The organism is Priestia sp. HNGD-A6, assembly GCF_045784335.1.
Taxonomy (GTDB): Bacteria; Bacillota; Bacilli; order Bacillales; family Bacillaceae_H; genus Priestia; species Priestia zanthoxyli.
In genome coordinates this window covers 892,657-910,284 of the sequence record NZ_CP138621.1, presented here as the reverse complement: position 1 = coordinate 910,284, position 17,628 = coordinate 892,657, and the positions used below count along the sequence as shown (strand labels likewise).

Genomic DNA, 17,628 nt, shown 5'->3' with positions numbered 1-17,628 from the left:
GGATTTGCTGTTTGTGTATAGCGCTCATTGTAACAAACCACAATTATTCTCTTTATAAAAAACCAATAGCTGAGGTAGTGAAGACGAATGTTGTAGAAAAAAACAAATCTGCTGATTTAAATCATAACAAAGATACCGTATACTCTCAGGAAATTGTTGCTAAAATAATGAACGGAAAATATAAAGGAAGGCTTATCCATTTAGAGAATACGTACTCATATTCAGGTGCTTATGATCAAAAGTATACTGTCGGAACAGATCTTTTTGTCTCCTTAGAAAAGAATTCACAGCATGCTCTAAATGGAACAATTGAAGGAGTGAAGCGGGACAAGCAGGTTACCGCTGTCGCTGGTTTATTTATATTAATTTTGCTGGCTATTGGAAGAAAACAAGGTTTTTATTCAATCATTAGCTTATTTATTAATATTGTTCTTTTAATCGGGGCCCTCAATGTATATTTAGCACTAGGAAATGTGAGCTTGCTAGCTGTATGTATTGTTGCGGTCGTTCTTTTTACGGTTATTTCTTTGTTATTAGTAAGCGGTAATAAAGAAAAAACGCATGTAGCAATTATTTCAACTTTAATAGGTACATTTGTTTCTCTTTTAATCGCGTATGGTGTCATGCAACTAACAGATTCTAATGGCCTTCATTATGAAGGAATGGAGTTTGTGACGATTCCTCCTCAAAAAATATTTATGAGTGAGGTATTAATAGGATCTTTAGGAGCTGTTATGGATGTAGCGATTACGATTACTTCTTCTGTCTATGAACTATATGAAAAAAATAAAGAGATTGCGCGCAAAGATTTACTGAAATCAGGCAAAGAAATTGGTGGAGACATCATGGGAGCTATGACGAATATTTTATTTTTTTCATATATAAGCGGAACAATCCCAATGGTTCTTCTTTATTTAAAGAATGGCTCTCCTTTAGGATATACGTTTTCGATGAATTTCTCCTTGGAGTTAATCCGTGCTCTTACTGGCAGCATTGGCATTGTTTTAACGATTCCCATTACACTCTATCTTTCGATTCTTTTTATTTTTAGAAAGGGGAACAGAAAGTGAACGTTTTACTATTGCTTGCTCTTATTTTATTTATTCTGATGAGTGTTGTGGGCGGAAAAAAAGGAATCCGGTCTTTCCTTGCGCTGTTCTTGAATTTTGGCGTTATTTTTCTCACCATTCTCTTTATGCTGTCTATAAAAAATACGATTGTTGTTACGTTAATCGCTTGTACAATCATTAGCTGCATTAATTTATTTTATATTAATAAATTCAATCATAAAACGCTTGCTGCGTTTGTTTCAACGATTATTACCTTAGCTGTTTTAGTACTCTTTATTTTTATTATTGAACATCATGCAATGATTCAAGGATTTGGAGAAGAACAGGAAGAAGAAATTAACGCTTTTTCACTTTATGTTGGAATTGACTTTGCTAAAATAGCCATTTGTACAATTATTATGGGTGCCATAGGAGCGATCATTGATATTTCGCTATCTATTTCGTCTTCTATGAATGAATTATTTGTTCATGATCCGTCCGTAACTAAAAAGAATCTCTTCAATTCTGGTTTGAAAATCGGAAGAGATATTTTGGGCACCACAACCAATACACTGTATTTTGCCTTTGTAGGCGGATATTTGACGTTAATTATCTGGTTTAAGAGATTGTCGTATTCGTTTGGAGACATTATCAATTCAAAAACCTTTTGTGCAGAAGTCATTTCTATTTTAAGCGGGGGCATTGGTGTAGCCATTATTATTCCGATTACCTCTTGGATTAGTGCCTCTATTTTCTTACAAAAAAGAGAAAAAGGGAAGCAGTACAAGGAAATAAAGTAGAGAAGCGTATGGACAAATAAAAACAGAAAGTCATAAGAAACTGCCCCTCCAATGGTTAACCATTGGAGGGGCAGTTCAAATTAACCTCGGCCTATTTGTGGGATTTTGAGAGGAAACTAGGTGGAGGATGGGAGTTGTAATAGCATTAAGGATTACAATCTGTTTTTCTTACTGATAGATAATACGAAAAGGCCAAGAAGCAGAATTTACAGGAGAAGCAGCTTTTACAAGGACCGTCTCACCATTAGCTGGAAGCAGATTCTTAAAAGCATAAATTCTACGTTCACCTCTTGGAGATCCAGGCCCTCTGGAGGTCTTTTGAGGTATAATATTTCGTTCGTTTTTTGGGTCAAGTATCCAGTGTACGTACCAAATCTGACGTAAAAATTGTCTATTTGTACTTTGTGGACGTTCATCAAATATACAGTGATTCACTTGGCCTGTCCAATATAGATATCGCCCGTTTCCTATATGCCATTCATCTTCTGACCGATATCTGATTCCTACACATTCACCGGGATAGATAATATCAGGGATGTTGTAATGACTTTCTCTTTGACAGCTAGGGTCACTATATTGTGTATAAGGTGTGACTTCTACCTTTTCCAATTGATTTTTTCTAAAATACAAATATTGCTGCGTGACTTGCCCTGTCGTTCGATTTACGGCTCGGTGACTTAGAAGAATACCATTATAGGTCTGTAACTTTGTGTTATCGATGCTTCTTGTAACCGTTAAGGTACCGGCATTTGAGCTTATGACACCGCCTACTAATCTTCCATTATGAACACAGTACCCGTTTCTGCATGATGCACCGGCATTAGCTCGATATAGAACTCCTACGCATGTCCCACTAGTAATTAGAGTCAATTATATTCACCTCACATTTCAACGTTGTTTATAGAAATAGCTTTCGAAAGTACTCTTCGTTTGAAGTGATTTCTATAGATCATCTGGGCCATATCGATAGGAAGGCTGTGTTTGAATAAAATAGCCATTTCGTACTTGAGCTACCCAGTTTTGAAATATTTCTCTCCATTCAACACGGTTAAAAAACTCATCAAGCGGCTTTGAAGAATCCCATTCAATGATAAAGAACGGAACTACTGATGGATTCCATACGCCTATACTATTGACACCTGCTTCTTTGATAAGAAGTAAAGGCAGGCCTCGTTGGTAACCCATGCTTGGCTCTATTTGTAAAAATGGAGCACCTTCCCATGATGGTGGCGGAGGTGTACCGCCGGGAATATTCGTCATGGTATAATTGGCGAAGACTTGCTGCATATTCACCGCAATCAATCCATAGCTAGAGAGGATCATTCGGCGAACGCTTGTAATCGTTTTATTAGGATATTGCTCCGTATCAGGCAGTGTACGAGGGAAAAGAAGAGCACGTTCAATTTCATCAATTAAACGATTAAGAAATCTTGTTTGAGTAGCATTAAGCATAGAAGGGTGGCTGAGGAATACAGGAATTTTATAAGCTCTGTCGGCTGTATTTTTTAAAGGGATTTTAGGGGCAGCAGAGGGAGATACTTTATCGTCTCTAAGAGAGTAAGGCTTGTCTACATAATATTTACCATCTTGCGGATTATAATAGGAATAATGTTTTTTAATCGTAATCATCCTTTCTTATTTTTCTCTATATTTTATTCAGATAGACAAAATAAGTATGTATGTTTGTCCAAGGACATTAGGAGCATTTTTACGAGAAAACATATCTATATTATCGTATGTTAGATTTGACTTAAATTAGTAGGGAAAAATAATTTCTTAAATCCAATCCTTAAACAACTACTAAATCACTCTTAGTTCACTAAAAAATTGTAAATCAGTTAAAAATCAATTATAGTAATGAAGCATTAATACATAAGCCCATTTATACATCAGCTGAAAGGGAGTAGGAGGTGTTCATTAATGAGTACAAAATCTATAGATAGTATTGAAAAGGCGGCTCAAATCTTAAAATTATTGGGAGATAAAACAAGGCTTTCGATGGTGAAATTAATAGAGAACAATGAATGTTGTGTGTGTGAGTTCGTGGATATCTATCAAGCTAGCCAACCTTCAATTAGTCAGCATTTGCGAAAATTAAGAGATGCTGAGCTTGTGAAGGAAAGAAGAAAAGGGCAATGGGTTTTTTATTCTCTTAATAAAGAAAGCCAGTACTATGAGTTTGTTCTAGGTATACTTGAATCTGTACCAAGTCAGGACGAACGTTTAAAAGAGCTAGAAAAACAAGGACTGCGTATTAGTTGTTGTGAATAATTGGAGGTTTAAAAAGTGGCATCAGTTGTACTAGCATCATTGATTTTTTTAGTAACACTAATTTTTGTCATTTGGCAGCCGAAGAATTTGTCAATCGGCTGGTCGGCTTGCGTGGGAGCTATCCTTGCTTTACTGGCAGGCGTTGTTGATTTTCAAGACGTTCTTGAGGTAACCAGCATTGTGTGGAATGCGACTCTTACGTTTATTGCTATTATTATTATTTCTTTAATTTTAGATGAAATTGGTTTCTTTGAATGGGCAGCGCTTCATATGGCTAGAGCTGCAGGAGGGAACGGCGTGCGTATGTTTGTCTACGTATCTCTTCTTGGAGCCGTTGTAGCAGCGCTATTTGCTAATGACGGAGCAGCTTTGATTTTAACACCCATTGTTTTAGCCATGGTTCGGGCATTAAAGTTCGACGACAAAATGGTTTTTCCGTTTATTATCGCAAGTGGATTTATTGCGGATACAACTTCGCTGCCGCTTGTTGTTAGTAACTTAGTGAATATCGTATCAGCCGACTTCTTTGGCATTAGCTTTTCTGAATTTGCATCACGCATGATTGTTCCAGATTTAGTTTCTCTGTTTGCAAGTATTATGGTCTTGTATCTGTATTTCCGCAAAAGAATTCCTAAGAAATACAATGTAGCAGATTTGCAGAAGCCAGTGGATGCCATCAAAGATGAAAAGATGTTCCGACTATCTGGAATTGTCTTAGTTTTGCTAGTGCTAGGCTATTTAATTGGAGAATTCTTTAGCGTCCCTGTTTCAATCATCGCAGGTATTATTGCTATTCTGTTTTTGATGATGGCAAAAAAAAGCCGAGCGGTTCATACAAAAAAAGTGCTAAAGGGAGCTCCATGGGCCATTGTCTTTTTTTCTATCGGCATGTATGTCGTTGTATACGGCTTGCGTAATGCTGGTTTAACAGAAATTCTGGCTGATGTGATCCAAGCAACGGCTAGTCATGGACTGTTTGCGGCAACAATTGGCATGGGATTCACTGCCGCTATTCTTTCATCAATTATGAACAATATGCCAACCGTTATGATTGATGCACTAGCAATCGATGCAACACACGCAGCTGGCACAATCAAGGAAGCGCTCGTTTATGCAAACGTCATTGGATCGGATTTAGGTCCGAAAATTACCCCGATTGGTTCTTTAGCAACGCTTTTATGGCTTCATGTTCTGTCAACAAAAGGCGTGAAAATTTCCTGGGGAACGTATCTTAAAACGGGTATTATTTTAACGATTCCGACATTGTTTATTACGCTTGTTGGTTTGTATATTTGGCTATTAATTATTTCATAACATGTCCTAAAAGAGACGTGTTTCAGTCAATAGGATAATCGCTGTTATTAGAAAATTTTAGATGTGTATCGAAGCTGTAGAAAATAATCTACAGCTTTTTTATTGAAAAAGTATAACGGACACTGACACGCTTTTAAAATGGGATATGTATTTCTCATTGAAACTACTTTTCTCCCCATTCATACTCCAACAGCTCTTTCTATGATAAAATAATAAAACTGAATAAGTTTCACATGGAAATTTGAAATGTAAGGTGATTAAATACATGAAGTTAATTATTGCAGAAAAGCCGGATCAAGGATCGACGCTCGCTTCACAGTTCAAGCCGAAGCGTCACGACGGCTATTTAGAGATTCCACCGAATGAAGTGTTTACAGACGGAGCATATGTAACGTGGGCAGTGGGGCATTTATGTCAGCTTGTGAGCCCGGAAGATTATAAGCCGGAGTGGAAAAAGTGGTCAATTGACACGCTGCCGATGATTCCAGACCGTTTTCAATATGAAGTGACGCGCTCAAAAGCAAAGCAGTTTCAAGTGGTAAAAAAATTGCTTAAAAAGCCGACGGTCACAGAAATTATACATGCGGGAGATGCGGGGCGCGAAGGAGAATTAATCGTTCGTAATATCATTCAGCTGTCAGGTGTGCATAAGCCGATGAAGCGATTGTGGATTTCTTCGTTAACGCCAAAAGCCATTTATGATGGGTTTCAACAGTTAAAAGACGAAAGCGACACGCGCAACCTTTATTATGAAGCCTATACAAGAGCATGCGCGGATTGGGTCGTTGGGATGAATGCTTCACGCGTGTATAGTATCTTATTGAAAAAGCATGGGATGTCAGATGTTTTTTCAGCAGGGCGCGTGCAGACACCAACGCTTGCTTTAATTGTAAAGCGTGAAAAGGAAATTGATAATTTTAAATCAGAGCCTTTTTGGGAAGTGCTTGCTAAGTTTGATATTGAAGGAAAAAAGTATGAAGGCAAATGGTATCAAGACGGAGAGTCGCGTCTTAAAGAAAAAGAAATGGCGTATAAAATTGCTCAGTTTTGCGAAGGAAAAGACGCACAAGTTCATGAACTCGTAACGGAGCGAAAAGAGTTCCAGCCGCCTTTATTATTTAACTTATCATCACTTCAAGCAACGGCGAATAAAGCGTTTAAGTTTTCACCTAAAAAGACGCTTGATGTGCTGCAAGGGCTGTACCAGAAAGGAATTGTTTCTTATCCACGATCAGACTCAAACTACGTAACAGAAGGCGAAGCGGAAACGTTTCCTGAGATTTTAGAAAAGCTGAGCGCTTTTTCTGAATACGAACATTTATTTCCGCTTCCGTACTCTTCAATTCTAGGAAATAAACGCTACGTAAATGCAAAAAAAGTGAGCGATCACTATGCGATTATCCCAACGGAACAAGTGAAGGACCCTAGCAAACTGTCAGGAGACGAACAGAAAATTTATGACTTAGTCGTAAGACGGCTAATTGCAGCACACTACGAAAAAGCGATTTTCGACTACACAACGATTACGACACTTGTGGAAAAGCGAGCAGCTTTTATTTCAAAAGGAAAGCAGCAAATTCAAGAAGGCTGGCGCAAGGTAATTTTTCAAAATGAGAAAGACGACGATGTCATTCTTCCGAATGTTCAAGAAGGCGAAGAAGGTAAAGTTATTAAGGTAGACGTAAAAGAAGGCAAAACACAGCCTCCAAAACGCTACACCGAAGGTCAGTTGATTACACTGATGAAGACAGCGGGTAAGCATTTAGATAACGATGAGCTGGAGAAAATTCTAGCAAAGTCAGAAGGCTTAGGAACAGAAGCAACGCGTGCTGGAATCATTACAATGCTTAAAGATCGTAAATATATTGATGTGAAAAAAAACCAAGTGTTTGCGACTGATAAAGGAAAGGTATTGATTGACGCGATTGGAGATAAAATTTTAGCTTCACCAGAAATGACGGCTAAGTGGGAGCAGCGTCTAGCTGAAATTGGAGAAGGAGCAGCATCGGCCGCTGCCTTTATGGAACAAACAAAGAAACTGTCAGCTAAAATTATTGAAGACGCTGTCGAAGCAGAAAGCAAGTGGAACTTCAGCGGATATGACACTGAATCCATTCAGCGAAAAGGCAAGGGAAAAGGTAAAAGTTTTTCCTCTAAATCGTTTGGTCCATGTAAGCTTTGCGACGGAAAAGTAGTCGATAAAGGTTCCTTTTACGGATGCTCAAACTATGCAAAAACAAAATGTACATTTACCGTATCAAAAAAGATTTTAGGTAAAACAGTTACTCAAGCTAATTTAAAAAAGCTGTTAAGCGAAGGACAGACAGATTTGATTGAAGGTTTTAAAAAAGGCGACAAGACTTTTAACGCTAAGTTAGAATGGAAAGAAAACAAAGTACAGTTTTTATTTGAAAAATAGAGAAATAAAAAGTGCTTGCTAAAGATAAAGAGCAGGCGCTTTTTGTATGTAAAAACAGGAGTTTTCCAGCCTTTCTAGAATTTCCTACATAGCTTATTTATGTAAAGGATGAGATTAATGAAACGAACGAGTAAAGGGATGATTCCGTTTTGGGATTATATTGGCATTGAAGAAACGCTGCTTGAAAAAGGATATGCAGAGTTGAAAATTACGATTCAACCACAGCTTCTGCAAGGAAGAGGAACGGTTCATGGAGGCGTTATTGCCACGCTTATCGACGCGGCTGTTGGTTCGGCTGTGCGTTCTTCTCTTTCTGAGGAGGAAAGTGCCAGTACAGTTGAGTTAAAAGTAAATTACACAAGGCCGGGTATAGGTGATTATTTAGTTGCAAAGTCTACATTGTCTCACCGCGGCAAAACGCTTGCTGTTGGAGAAGTGAAAATTGAAGACAGCAGCGGCAAGCTTGTTGCGCTTGGCAGTGCAACATATATGATTTTTTCAGCAAAAAAAGCTTAGGATTCTAAGCTTTTTCTGCTGAATTCAGCTGCTGACTAATACATGCAATAATTGTTTTATAGTAAGCTTTGGGATGGGGAGCAAATTCACTTTTATGTGCTGTACGGTGAATTGGCTCTTTTTCATTTGTTATCCCTTCAATGATCAGTTCTGTTTGATTTCCAAGCCACAGTTCGCAAAAGTGAGAAAACGGAGCTTTTACAAGTCCTGATACTTCTTCTTGCTGCAACGTAAACGCACTAAGAGGGTGAGAGCTGTAGTATAAAAATACATGCGCAAATTCTTTATCAACATAGTGCGGCTGAGATACTTCGTATTTAAAGACATCTAAAGGAAGCAATTCATCAAATGAAATGTTGACGCCGAGCTCTTCGTGAATTTCTCTTACACCGTCCTTAGCGGTTTCTGTATGAAGCAAATGTCCGGCAGCTGTGATATCGAGTGCACCGGGGTAATCTTGCTTTTGCTCGCTGCGAATTTGGAAATAAATATAGTCTATATCATTTTCGCGGCTGACAAACCAGCAGTGAAACGCTTCGTGCCAATAGCCTTTTTCGTGAACTTCTTTGCGAGACGCGGTTCCTATGCGCTCCTGTTGGTTGTTAAATATGGTTAACACTTCATCGTTCATCGTAAGTCCCCCAATTTTTTTCCTACTTCTTTCTACTCTAACCTGCCGTGAAAGGTATGTAAATAATGGAAGATGAAAATCTGCTTTGATACATACAAATATGCACAAAATAAAGGACACATCAATTTTAGTAAAGAAGGTGCATGCGTTGAATCATTGGATGGAAGTAGTACTTCGTTCAGTGCTGATTTTACTTGGCTTGTTTTTTATTACAAAGCTGTTAGGAAAAAAACAGTTATCTAAACTTTCTTTTTTTGAATATATCGTTGGCATTACGATTGGTGATATTGCGGGAACCATTTCAATGGACGTAGATTTACAGGCAAGTCATGGGGTAGTCGCGATTTTAGTGTGGGCATCGTTTCTTATTTTTGTCTCAAACGTATCGTTAAAAAGTATAAGCTTTCGAAAAGCGGTGGAAGGGACGACGACGATCCTCATTAAAGAAGGAAAAATCCTTGAGGAAAATGTAAAAAAAGAAAAATATACCGTAGATGAGCTCATGGAACAGCTTCGCAAAAAAGACATCTTTTATGTGGAAGACGTCGCTTTTGCCATGCTCGAAACAAACGGCGAATTAAGCGTGCTGTTAAAAAAAGAAAAGCAGAACGTTACGCGTGAAGATTTAGTACTGAAAGAAGAACATACAAGATTACCTCAAACGATTATCATGGATGGAAATATAATGAAAGAAGCGGTTCATGAGCTGGGGTATAGCGTAGCGTGGGTTAAAGAACAGCTCAAAGAGAAAGGTGCTGCAGTCGACAAAGTATTTTTAGGGCAAGCAGACTCAGCGGGTCATCTCTATCTTGATTATTATGAAGACTGAGGCTAGGACAAACGTATTTTAGCCCAAGTGAAAAACGAACCACTAATCAACATGTTGAATAGTGGTTCGTTTTTTTGTGATGGTACATATCGTTTTATCTGTTTCGTTCCCTCTAGCAGTTGATTGGAGGGCAAGGTAAAGACTCCTGCGGAAAAAGCGGATCAGGTGAGACCCCGCAGGAGCGCAAGCGACGAGGAGGCTCAGCGGCCGCCCGCAGAAAGCGAAGTCTTGCACGGAAATCAACTTCGGTGTCACAAGCAGTCCAGCTCATGTATCTCATTTGTTCGCCTTTAGGCTGAATTCATTTCGTTATGTCTCAGCCTCAGCGGGGATCTACTTCTCGTCCAGATTTTATGTCGATGACTTTAAGGCTGTCTTTTGGTGCTTTAATATCTTTACTTGCAGGCGCTGCTTTTTTATTTTCTACCCAGTCTACTAACAAATCAAAAGATTGATGAGCATATGGGAGCAGGGGCTGAAGCTCTTGATTTGGATCCGTTTGTTTATTCCACACTAAGCTATCAACGTGATTTCCGTTTTTCACAGTATAAAGGCGATGAAGATTTGCCTTGCCAGCTTTTTTAACGAGTTTTTCATAGCCTTCGGCGTGAATAGACGGGAAGATAAGTGAATCGAGAGAGCCAGTCATACTGATAAGAGGCACATCGATATCGCCCGTATTTTCTACTTTTGCTACATTTTCTTTTACGCTTTTTGGACGGGTTTGATAGCGATAGTTTTCAAAGATGTAGTCCCATGAACGGTCGCGCAGGCCTGATGAAGTAAAGTTTAAATAGTTGTGCCAGTTTGTTCTTCCTGGAGCTGTCGGATCAAAGTGGTCACGGTAAATGTTTAAAGTGACCGCCCAGTACACTTGATCATGATAACTCCACAGTTTTTCTGATCCTTTCGGAAGGCCGGCTTTATACATTTGTTTAATAGCTTTTTTCTGCTCTTTTCCGGTTCCGTACAGCGCTTCTTCCGCGTTGTTTACAACCGGTGTTAGTGAGCTGATTAAATTTGGCGCTTTTGCACTCCACAATACGCCTTCCCAATCGACGCCTCCATCAAATAAACGAGGCTCTTTGGTTTGTTTTGGATCGTCGTGTTCAAGTGCGTATCTGACAACGTATCCGCCGTTTGAAATGCCAATTGCATACGTGGGTACTTTATGATCGTTGCGAATCAAATCGCTTGCAGGGTTTTTTCGATTAGCCGGATTGATTAGTTTGTCCGAGTAATGAGTAGTCAAGTATTGCTGAGCTGCTTTTGTCATTTGACGATAGCGCATATTCCATTCTGCTACGCTGTCGTCATCGTTAGCAAGCGCATTTTTTACTTTAGCAAAAGGATCGTTAGGGTCACTTTCTCCTTGCGTTCCTTTATCAATCGCGGCAAACGCATAGCCTTTTTTAAGAACGTAATCGCTGAATAATAAATCGGTGGACGTTTCGTTGCGCGTAGCAGGAATGCCGGCTACCACAAGTTTTCCATTCCAGTTATCAGGAACACGGATGACGAACTGAGCGTCTTCAAAAATTCCATTTACTTGCGTTCCTTTAACCGCAGCGGGCTGATTGATTCGATACCAGCCTGATTCATCTTCAGCTTTTCCCCAGTTATAAGGAGTAAGCCCGATGTTTCCATAGAGCGTAGCCAGCTGATATTGAGCGGGGTTTTTAGTCGTCAGCCAATTCCCGTTCGCTCCGTCAAAATAGGTTTCTGCTGACTGATCAGCATTTGGAATGACATCTGTTTTGTTAGCAGCTTCAGCAAGAGATCCTGAAGCGGAAAAACAAAGAGCAGCAGAAAAAGTAAGCGCTATCATTTTTCGTTTCACGTTTCTTCCTCCTCATGAAAATACTCACACCTTTTAAGTAAATTCCATAAAAAAGAAAAATATCCTGTTTTAAAATCAATTTAGAAGAAAGTTTTTGCGTTTGTTTCTAAGCTGTTTTTGTCTGACAAATAGGTAAACTGCATCCAATTCTCTAGTTTCTTTTTAGGCTGCTTATATTATAATGAAACAAGGATTAAAAAAGACAGGGTAAAACAATCGATTAAATAAGTATAAAAGAAGGTAAGGGAGTAGGTCTATGAGTAGCTTTAACAGTCAGTTTTTGTATTCCATTACAATTATTCTATTAGGATACATACTAAAACGAACAAACCTCCTTCAGCAAAAAGACGGGGAAGCTTTAGCAAGAATTATTTTTAATATTACAATGCCTTGCTTGATTATTGTTACATTCAGCAGTATTAAAATTGATGGATCGCTTATTTTACTATTAGTTATTGGGATTGTCTATGGCTTGCTGTTAGCTGCAGTCGGAATTTTTGTTTTTCGAAAAGATGAGCGAAAGGTGAAAGGCATGCTGACGATGATGATTCCAGGGTTTAATATTGGAATGTTTGCTTATCCGTTAGTAGAAGGCATTTGGGGAAAAGAAGGGCTTAAATACTTTGGTATGTTTGATGTCGGAAATGCTTTTGTTATTTTTGTTTTATGCTATGTAATTGGCAGCTACTACTCAGGGGATGATATTGACATTGAATTTAAAAAGATTTTATACAAAGTATTAAAATCGATGCCGCTTCTGACCTATGTAATCATTTGTCTTCTTGCGATTATAGGCATTCATTTACCATCATATGTATTAGACGTCTCAGGTATTATCTCTAAAGCGAATATGCCGCTTTCTCTTTTGCTTTTAGGCGTATATTTAAATTTTTCGTTCCAAAAAAGCTACTTAAAAAAAATTATCATGTTTTTAAGCATTCGCTACGTGATCGGACTTGGCGTAGGAATTGCGCTGTTTTTCTTGCTTCCATTTGAAGATATGTTCCGGTATACAATTTTAGTTTGTTTCATTCTACCCGTAGCGGGATCCGTTTTACCTTACGCAGTAGAATTCAAATACGATCAGAAATTTGTCGGGACCGTTTCAAATATGACCATTCTGCTTAGCTTTTTGCTGCTGTGGGGAATGACAAATATTTTAATGTGAATAACAAAGGACGCTCGCACTTGTGAGCGTCCTTTTTGATGAAAAAAGGATATTCCCAAATAAACAGAGGTAAGCTAGGAGAAGAGAAAATCCATCATACATACAACCTGACGGGAGGAAAAAAAGTGGAGTCCTTAACTTTTGTTTTATTTGGCGCAACGGGTGATTTAGCAAAAAGAAAAATCTTTCCTGCTCTTTATAATTTATTTACAGACAAAAAGCTCCCTGATGCTATTTCTATTATTGGATCAGGATACGAGAAGCTATCTCATGAGGATTTTAAAGAACGTGTAAAGCAATCTATAAACGATTTTTCAAGACGGAAAATGGAAAGTAACGAGGAAGATTTTTTGTCGCTGTTTCATTACCAAGCAGTAGACGCAAGCAAAACAGAAGATTACAAACAGCTGCTAAAGCTTGTGAATGAGCAAGAAACAACTCATAGAAGTAAAGGAAATCGTTTGTTTTATTTGTCCGTAGCACCAGAATACTTTGATGTAATTGCGCTGCATATAAAAAAAAGCGGCTTAGACCAAACGAGCGGCTGGAAGCGTCTTATGATTGAAAAGCCATTTGGACATGATCTTGCTTCTGCAAGAAAGCTTAATGAAAAGCTAAGCAGTACGTTTAAAGAAGAAGAAATTTATCGAATTGATCATTATTTAGGTAAACCGATGGTGCAAAATTTAGAAGCGCTTGAATTTACGAACCCTGTACTGCAATCATTGTGGAATAACAAACACATTGCGAATGTCCAAATTACAGCAAGTGAAACAGTCGGTGTTGAAAATCGTGCAGGGTATTATGATCATACGGGAGCCATACGCGACATGATTCAAAATCATATGCTGCAGGTTCTCATGATGACAGCCATGCATCTTCCAAAACGAATTTGCTCAGAAAACATTTTAGAAGAAAAGCAAAAAGTAATGGAGTCACTGAGGAAAATTCCAGCACAAGAAGTAGCTCGCGATGTTGTACGAGGACAATACGGAAGCGGAGAAATTGATCACAAATCTGTTAAAGGATACAAAGAAGAGCCCGGCGTAGAAGCAAACTCTAAAAATGACACGTTTGTAGCCGCTCGCTTATGGATTGATAATCCATTTTGGAAAGGTGTTCCTTTTTATATTCGAACGGGTAAACGAATGAAAGAAAAATCAACTCGTATCGTCATTGAATTTAAAGATTCGTTAAAAGGTCTGTATGAAACTCCTTATGATAAAGTAGCGCCAAACTTATTTATTATTGAAATTAGCCCAAGCGAAAACGTCGCTTTGCAGCTTAATAGCAAAAATCCATTAAAAAATGGTGTGATTGAGCCGGTTCGTATTACGTTTTCAAGAGAAGAAGAAAGTGTGCCGGAGGCATATGAACGAATTATTTACGACGCATTAATCGGCGACTCCACATTTTTTGCCCATTGGAAAGAAGTAGAGCTATCTTGGCAGTGGGTACAGCCAGTATTAGATGCATTTGAAGCTGATATGCTGCCGCTTTATGAATATCCATCTGGTTCACAAGGCCCTGAAGAAGCACAAAAATTAGTTGCACAGGAAGGCTTTAAATGGTGGCTCGATGACGATGAACATGGGGAAGCACCTGGAGTGTTTTTGCCGATTTGAAAAAGACATCTCTTTGAGGGATGTCTTTTTTACGGTTTGTATATTCTGAATTTTCTTGAGATGATTATTTTCCCTGCGTATAATCAAAAGAGTATAATCCATGAGGTATTGTGTATAGATCTATATAAAAAGAAGCAGGGGGACTTTTGATGAAAACGTTAAAAATAGCGAATATACCAGGAGATGGAGTAGGGAAAGAAGTTGTTCCAGAGGCAGTTAGAGTTCTTCATACGATTGCAGAGCTTCACGGGGGATTAAAATTTGAATTTACAGAATTTCCTTGGAGCTGTGATTATTATTTGAAGTACGGACAAATGATGCCGGAAGATGGGCTACAGCAGCTTCAAGACTTTGACGGAATTTTTTTAGGAGCCGTAGGAAATTTAAATCTTGTGCCAGACCACGTGTCGTTATGGGGTCTGCTTATTAAGATTCGTCGAGAATTTCAGCAGGTAATTAATATTCGTCCGGCCAAGAGGCTAAAAGGCATCGCATCTCCACTAACGAACCCAAAAGACTTTGATTTAATTGTTGTTCGTGAAAATAGCGAAGGGGAATACAGTGAAGTAGGAGGCCGGATATATCAAGGAGAAGATCAAATTTCGATTCAAAATGCGGTTTTTTCTCGAAAAGGAACAGAACGAGCGATGCGCTATGCCTTTGAATTAGCTTCTAAAAGAAAAGCCAAAGTTACAAGCGCCACGAAGTCAAACGGAATTGTTCATTCCATGCCGTTTTGGGACGAAGTGTTTCAAGATGTTGCAAAGAGTTATCCTCATATTGAAACAGATTCCCAGCACATCGATGCGCTGGCGGCTTTCTTCGTAACAAATCCAAGTCGTTTTGATGTCATTGTGGCAAGCAATTTATTTGGAGATATTTTAACAGATATAGGAGCTGCTATTATGGGGAGTATTGGCGTTGCTCCTGCTGCAAATATTAATGTGAACGGAAAATATCCTTCGATGTTTGAACCGGTGCACGGGTCTGCTCCTGATATTGTCGGAAAAGGAATTGCAAATCCAATCGGACAGATTTGGACGGCTAAAATGATGTTGGATCATTTTGGTGAACAAGAAGTAGGCAGTCATTTGTTAGAGGTTATTGAGCAAGTGACGGAATCGGGTATCATTACACCAGATGTTGGAGGCAGCGCAACTACTAGTGAAGTAACGGATCAAATTATTTCTCATTTAAAAAAGTGACGCTTCTAAAAGAGGCTGGGATAAAAGTAATGTAGTTGAAGGGAAATCCGAACGATTAATCGTTCGGATTTTTTCATTGTGATGTTGAATGTAGGTTTCATTTATTGATTTGTTTCTATAGAAAAATGAAATCGATAAATACATGTTGACACTTACATATATGAACCCTATAATAGTTTGAGTTGAGATAATTCGTATACATATTATTTATGGACTATGCTTTAGTTTGTTTTAATAAATAGGTACGAATGAAAAGATAAAAGGAGGAAAATCATGCAGAAATCGAAATTATGGACAAAAGATTTTTTAGCGGTCTCACTGACTAGCTTTTTTGTTTTTGTCATTTTTTATATGTTAACTGTCACATTGCCGCTGTTTGCAACGGATGAACTTCATGCAAGTAAGCAAAGCTTAGGGTTAATTGTGACAATTTTTTTAGTCTCCGGCATTGTGTTCAGACCGCTAGCCGGTAAGTGGATGACAACATTAGGACAAAAGAAAGTCCTATTAATAGGTGTCTTCATCTTTTTAATTGGTTCTATTTTATATATGAATATTCACTCATTATCAGCGCTGCTGCTGCTGCGTGTGCTTCATGGTATTGGTTTTGGAATGAGCACAACTGCTACAGGAGCAATTGTTGCAAATGTAATCCCTGAACAGAGAAAAGGAGAAGGGATGGGATACTATGCGACGTTCATGAATTTAGCGATGGTAGTGGGTCCGTTTGTAGGCTTAACGTTAACAAATACTTTGGGTCATGCAGCGGTCTTTACCGTTGCGATTGTATCTTCTGTTTTAGCAGCATTATGCAGTTTAGTACTTCGTGTACCTGAGGTGGAGCCAGCTTCTTCTGCAACAAATAAAATACAGCCAGCTAAAGGTCTTGCGGCGTTTTTTGAATACCGTTCGCTGCCTATTTCTGTTGCTGGCCTTGTGGTAGCTTTTTCATATGCAAGTGTTATTTCGTTTGTGTCTATGTATGCAAAAGAAATGGGCTTTACGCAAGCTTCAAGCTTTTTCTTTGTTGTATACGCGGTGTGCTTATTAGCTTCTAGACCTTTTACTGGAAAATGGTTTGATCAATACGGAGAAAACAGCGTGGTATATCCGTCCATTTTATCTCTAGCTATCGGTATCTTTTTGCTTAGCCAAGCGACAACAAGCTGGGTGTTTTTATTAGCTGGAGCATTGATTGGATTAGGATTTGGAACGATTACATCAAGTTTTCAATCCATTGCTGTAAAAAAAGCTTCTCCTCATCGCCGAGGTGTCGCCACCGCTACGTTTTTTGTGTTTTTTGACTCTGGAATGGGTTTAGGGTCCTTTTTATTAGGCATTTTATCTACAGCAGCCGGGTATAAAGGAATGTATGTCTTCTGTTCCATTGTTGCTCTTTTAGCTATAGCAGTATACCTTGTATTGCACGGCCGAAAAAGCCAGAAACAGCGCATTATTTCTCAAAATGAATCATTAGGAAAATAACATAAATAAAAAAAGGCGTGCTCAAAGGGAGCATGCCTTTTTTATTTATGGAGCTCTAAAGAAAACGAAAACGGCTGCGAGTATATCGATATAGAAGCCCTCCAGATTTCTTTAGAGATTTCTTTTATTCCACTTCTTCTTTTGTAATCCACTCACTGGACCATGTCTGAATTTCCTGAATTACCGGCGCCAGTGCTAATCCTTTGTCGGATAGCGAATACTCGATTCGAACAGGAGTTTCCGGAATAACCGTACGAATGACGATTCCTTCATGCTCTAATTCTTTTAAGCGCTCGGATAAGAGCCTTCCGCTTACTGGAAGTGCTTCTTGCATTTGAGAAAACCGCTGTGAGCCGGAAAGTAGCTGAAAAATGATCAAACTCGTCCAACGTTTCGTTAGTATAGTAACAGCCTTTTCAAAACGCGGGCAGAGTGCTAAACCGTCCATGTTATTACCTCCATTCTCTTCCTATATT

The 17,628-nt window shown here is 38.7% G+C and carries 17 protein-coding genes; 12 read left to right on the top strand and 5 right to left on the bottom strand.

The annotated features are described in order from the left end of the window. Nucleotides 1-77 precede the first annotated feature (77 nt). A complete protein-coding gene (locus tag SCI76_RS04715; protein WP_034264529.1) occupies nt 78-1,070 on the top strand; it encodes a YibE/F family protein in 993 nt (330 codons plus the stop codon). Next, on the top strand, nt 1,067-1,849 hold the full coding sequence (locus tag SCI76_RS04710) for a YibE/F family protein (RefSeq protein ID WP_048021337.1): 783 nt from the start codon (nt 1,067-1,069) through the stop codon (nt 1,847-1,849). Before SCI76_RS04715 ends, SCI76_RS04710 begins: the two co-directional genes overlap by 4 nt. A 168-nt stretch (nt 1,850-2,017) precedes the next feature. On the opposite strand, the gene SCI76_RS04705 is transcribed toward SCI76_RS04710, so the two are convergent. Together SCI76_RS04705 and SCI76_RS04700 are read right to left on the bottom strand one after the other, a co-directional pair. Continuing rightward, entirely contained in the window at nt 2,018-2,719 is a 702-nt protein-coding gene (locus tag SCI76_RS04705) for a hypothetical protein (protein ID WP_063247254.1), read from the bottom strand. Nucleotides 2,720-2,791: 72 nt separating this feature from the next. Continuing rightward, complete coding sequence (locus SCI76_RS04700) at nt 2,792-3,478, bottom strand: hypothetical protein (RefSeq protein WP_223546544.1); 687 nt, start codon at nt 3,476-3,478, stop codon at nt 2,792-2,794. Between the two features lie 291 nt (nt 3,479-3,769). On the opposite strand from SCI76_RS04700, the gene SCI76_RS04695 reads away from it, so the two are divergent. The 4 genes from SCI76_RS04695 (at nt 3,770) to SCI76_RS04680 (ending at nt 8,369) form a co-directional block, all read left to right on the top strand. Next, a complete protein-coding gene (locus tag SCI76_RS04695; protein ID WP_013056623.1) occupies nt 3,770-4,120 on the top strand; it encodes a metalloregulator ArsR/SmtB family transcription factor in 351 nt (116 codons plus the stop codon). A 15-nt stretch (nt 4,121-4,135) separates the two neighbouring features. Continuing rightward, complete coding sequence (locus tag SCI76_RS04690) at nt 4,136-5,434, top strand: arsenical efflux pump membrane protein ArsB (RefSeq protein ID WP_063247255.1); 1,299 nt, start codon at nt 4,136-4,138, stop codon at nt 5,432-5,434. 265 nt (nt 5,435-5,699) lie between these two features. Beyond that, nucleotides 5,700-7,853, top strand: coding sequence for a DNA topoisomerase III (locus tag SCI76_RS04685; RefSeq protein ID WP_048021333.1), 2,154 nt, complete (start codon nt 5,700-5,702; stop codon nt 7,851-7,853). A 117-nt stretch (nt 7,854-7,970) separates the two neighbouring features. Beyond that, nucleotides 7,971-8,369, top strand: a complete 399-nt coding sequence (locus tag SCI76_RS04680) for a PaaI family thioesterase (protein ID WP_048021331.1) — start codon at nt 7,971-7,973, stop codon at nt 8,367-8,369. Nucleotides 8,370-8,373: 4 nt separating this feature from the next. On the opposite strand, the gene SCI76_RS04675 is transcribed toward SCI76_RS04680, so the two are convergent. Continuing rightward, nucleotides 8,374-9,000: an NUDIX hydrolase gene (locus tag SCI76_RS04675; protein ID WP_048021329.1), complete on the bottom strand. Its 627-nt coding sequence runs from the start codon at nt 8,998-9,000 to the stop codon at nt 8,374-8,376. 139 nt (nt 9,001-9,139) lie between these two features. On the opposite strand from SCI76_RS04675, the gene SCI76_RS04670 reads away from it, so the two are divergent. Further along, nucleotides 9,140-9,829 carry a DUF421 domain-containing protein gene (locus SCI76_RS04670; protein WP_228123063.1) on the top strand — a complete coding sequence of 230 codons (690 nt, stop codon included), beginning with the start codon at nt 9,140-9,142 and terminating at the stop codon, nt 9,827-9,829. Nucleotides 9,830-9,948: 119 nt separating this feature from the next. Then, entirely contained in the window at nt 9,949-10,128 is a 180-nt protein-coding gene (locus tag SCI76_RS04665; protein WP_080968667.1) for a hypothetical protein, read from the top strand. 23 nt (nt 10,129-10,151) lie between these two features. Here SCI76_RS04665 and SCI76_RS04660 read toward each other — a convergent pair whose 3' ends face one another. Continuing rightward, nucleotides 10,152-11,669, bottom strand: coding sequence for a peptide chain release factor 2 (locus SCI76_RS04660; protein ID WP_048021325.1), 1,518 nt, complete (start codon nt 11,667-11,669; stop codon nt 10,152-10,154). Between the two features lie 256 nt (nt 11,670-11,925). Here SCI76_RS04660 and SCI76_RS04655 point away from each other — a divergent pair, with 256 nt between their 5' ends. From SCI76_RS04655 to SCI76_RS04640, 4 genes are all read left to right on the top strand, one after another. Next, complete coding sequence (locus SCI76_RS04655) at nt 11,926-12,837, top strand: AEC family transporter (RefSeq protein ID WP_014460496.1); 912 nt, start codon at nt 11,926-11,928, stop codon at nt 12,835-12,837. A gap of 125 nt (nt 12,838-12,962) precedes the next feature. Beyond that, on the top strand, nt 12,963-14,462 hold the full coding sequence (zwf, locus tag SCI76_RS04650) for a glucose-6-phosphate dehydrogenase (protein WP_063247256.1): 1,500 nt from the start codon (nt 12,963-12,965) through the stop codon (nt 14,460-14,462). A gap of 149 nt (nt 14,463-14,611) precedes the next feature. After that, nucleotides 14,612-15,667: a tartrate dehydrogenase gene (locus tag SCI76_RS04645; RefSeq protein WP_221833490.1), complete on the top strand. Its 1,056-nt coding sequence runs from the start codon at nt 14,612-14,614 to the stop codon at nt 15,665-15,667. 273 nt (nt 15,668-15,940) lie between these two features. Continuing rightward, complete coding sequence (locus tag SCI76_RS04640; protein WP_048021319.1) at nt 15,941-17,152, top strand: MFS transporter; 1,212 nt, start codon at nt 15,941-15,943, stop codon at nt 17,150-17,152. Between the two features lie 124 nt (nt 17,153-17,276). Here the strand turns inward: SCI76_RS04640 and SCI76_RS04635 are convergent, their stop codons facing one another. After that, nucleotides 17,277-17,600 carry a helix-turn-helix domain-containing protein gene (locus SCI76_RS04635; protein WP_014460492.1) on the bottom strand — a complete coding sequence of 108 codons (324 nt, stop codon included), beginning with the start codon at nt 17,598-17,600 and terminating at the stop codon, nt 17,277-17,279. Nucleotides 17,601-17,628: the final 28 nt, after the last annotated feature.